Source organism: Streptomyces sp. NPDC033136, from assembly GCF_055578235.1.
Map to the genome: position 1 here is coordinate 1,913 of NZ_JBVIPD010000051.1, position 3,272 is coordinate 5,184.

Here is a 3,272-nt window from a genome sequence, read left to right on the forward strand (position 1 = left end):
ACGTGCTGTTGGGTGTCTGAGGGAATGAACTTTCCTCGGTCGCCGGCCCCAGTGAACTCGCCTGTAAAGGGTGGGGTGATGGGTGGCTGGTCGTTGTTTGAGAACTGCACAGTGGACGCGAGCATCTGTGGCCAAGTTTTTAAGGGCGCACGGTGGATGCCTTGGCACCAGGAACCGATGAAGGACGTGGGAGGCCACGATAGTCCCCGGGGAGTCGTCAACCAGGCTTTGATCCGGGGGTTTCCGAATGGGGAAACCCGGCAGTCGTCATGGGCTGTCACCCGCTGCTGAACACATAGGCAGTGTGGAGGGAACGCGGGGAAGTGAAACATCTCAGTACCCGCAGGAAGAGAAAACAACCGTGATTCCGGGAGTAGTGGCGAGCGAAACCGGATGAGGCCAAACCGTATGCGTGTGAGACCCGGCAGGGGTTGCGTATACGGGGTTGTGGGATCTCTCTTTCATGGTCTGCCGGCCATGAGACGAGTCAGAAACCGTTGATGTAGGCGAAGGACATGCGAAAGGTCCGGCGTAGAGGGTAAGACCCCCGTAGTCGAAACATCAGCGGCTCGTTTGAGAGACACCCAAGTAGCACGGGGCCCGAGAAATCCCGTGTGAATCTGGCGGGACCACCCGCTAAGCCTAAATATTCCCTGGTGACCGATAGCGGATAGTACCGTGAGGGAATGGTGAAAAGTACCGCGGGAGCGGAGTGAAATAGTACCTGAAACCGTGTGCCTACAAGCCGTGGGAGCGTCGGAGCAAGGCTTGCCTTGTTCTCGTGACTGCGTGCCTTTTGAAGAATGAGCCTGCGAGTTTGCGGTGTGTTGCGAGGTTAACCCGGGTGGGGAAGCCGTAGCGAAAGCGAGTCCGAATAGGGCGATTTTAGTAGCACGCTCAAGACCCGAAGCGGAGTGATCTAGCCATGGGCAGGTTGAAGCGGAGGTAAGACTTCGTGGAGGACCGAACCCACCAGGGTTGAAAACCTGGGGGATGACCTGTGGTTAGGGGTGAAAGGCCAATCAAACTCCGTGATAGCTGGTTCTCCCCGAAATGCATTTAGGTGCAGCGTCGTGTGTTTCTTGCCGGAGGTAGAGCACTGGATAGGCGATGGGCCCTACCGGGTTACTGACCTTAGCCAAACTCCGAATGCCGGTAAGTGAGAGCGCGGCAGTGAGACTGTGGGGGATAAGCTCCATGGTCGAGAGGGAAACAGCCCAGAGCATCGACTAAGGCCCCTAAGCGTACGCTAAGTGGGAAAGGATGTGGAGTCGCACAGACAACCAGGAGGTTGGCTTAGAAGCAGCCACCCTTGAAAGAGTGCGTAATAGCTCACTGGTCTAGTGATTCCGCGCCGACAATGTAGCGGGGCTCAAGCGTACCGCCGAAGTCGTGTCATTGCAGCAATACGGCCAACGCCGGCTGTGATGGGTAGGGGAGCGTCGTGTGCCGGGTGAAGCAGCCGCGGAAGCGAGTTGTGGACGGTTCACGAGTGAGAATGCAGGCATGAGTAGCGATACAAACGTGAGAAACGTTTGCGCCGATTGACTAAGGGTTCCTGGGTCAAGCTGATCTGCCCAGGGTAAGTCGGGACCTAAGGCGAGGCCGACAGGCGTAGTCGATGGATAACCGGTTGATATTCCGGTACCCGCTGTGAAGCGTCAAACATCGAGCATCGTGATGCTAAGGCCGTGAAGCCGTTCCGGACCCTTCGGGGAAAGGAAAGTGGTGGAGCCGCCGGACCAAGCGGTTAGTAGGTGAGTGATGGGGTGACGCAGGAAGGTAGTCCATCCCGGGCGGTGGTTGTCCCGGGGTAAGGGTGTAGCCCGTCATCCAGGTAAATCCGGATGACATGAGGGTGAGACCTGATGCCGAGCCGATTGTGGTGAAGTGGATGATCCTATGCTGTCGAGAAAAGCCTCTAGCGAGTTTCATGGCGGCCCGTACCCTAAACCGACTCAGGTGGTCAGGTAGAGAATACCGAGGCGTTCGGGTGAACTATGGTTAAGGAACTCGGCAAAATGCCCCCGTAACTTCGGGAGAAGGGGGGCCACATCTGGTGATCCGTTTTACACGGTGAGCTGGGGGTGGCCGCAGAGACCAGCGAGAAGCGACTGTTTACTAAAAACACAGGTCCGTGCGAAGCCGTAAGGCGATGTATACGGACTGACGCCTGCCCGGTGCTGGAACGTTAAGGGGACCGGTTAGCTCCATTTCGGTGGGGCGAAGCTGAGAACTTAAGCGCCAGTAAACGGCGGTGGTAACTATAACCATCCTAAGGTAGCGAAATTCCTTGTCGGGTAAGTTCCGACCTGCACGAATGGCGTAACGACTTCTCGACTGTCTCAACCATAGGCCCGGTGAAATTGCACTACGAGTAAAGATGCTCGTTTCGCGCAGCAGGACGGAAAGACCCCGGGACCTTTACTACAGTTTGATATTGGTGTTCGGTTCGGCTTGTGTAGGATAGCTGGGAGACTGTGAACTCTGGACGCCAGTTCAGGGGGAGTCGTCGTTGAAATACCAGTCTGGTCGTGCTGGATGTCTAACCTGGGTCCGTGATCCGGATCAGGGACAGTGTCTGATGGGTAGTTTAACTGGGGCGGTTGCCTCCTAAAGAGTAACGGAGGCGCCCAAAGGTTCCCTCAGCCTGGTTGGCAATCAGGTGTTGAGTGTAAGTGCACAAGGGAGCTTGACTGTGAGACCGACGGGTCGAGCAGGGACGAAAGTCGGGACTAGTGATCCGGCGGTGGCTTGTGGAAGCGCCGTCGCTCAACGGATAAAAGGTACCCCGGGGATAACAGGCTGATCTTCCCCAAGAGTCCATATCGACGGGATGGTTTGGCACCTCGATGTCGGCTCGTCGCATCCTGGGGCTGGAGTCGGTCCCAAGGGTTGGGCTGTTCGCCCATTAAAGCGGTACGCGAGCTGGGTTTAGAACGTCGTGAGACAGTTCGGTCCCTATCCGCTGTGCGCGTAGGAATATTGAGAAGGGCTGTCCCTAGTACGAGAGGACCGGGACGGACGAACCTCTGGTGTGCCAGTTGTTCTGCCAAGGGCATGGCTGGTTGGCTACGTTCGGGAGGGATAACCGCTGAAAGCATCTAAGCGGGAAGCCTGCTTCGAGATGAGTATTCCCACCTCCTTGAGAGGGTAAGGCTCCCAGTAGACGACTGGGTTGATAGGCCGGATATGGAAGCACGGTAACGTGTGGAGTTGACCGGTACTAATAGGCCGAGGGCTTGTCCTCAGTTGCTCGCGTCCACTGTGTT

General features: G+C 56.8%; 1 rRNA gene. It reads left to right on the forward strand.

The window, feature by feature from the left end:
- Positions 1 to 129: 129 nt before the first annotated feature.
- Positions 130 to 3,250: ribosomal RNA gene (locus ACZ5TL_RS39305) — 23S ribosomal RNA — on the forward strand.
- The last annotated feature ends 22 nt before the right edge of the window (positions 3,251 to 3,272 follow it).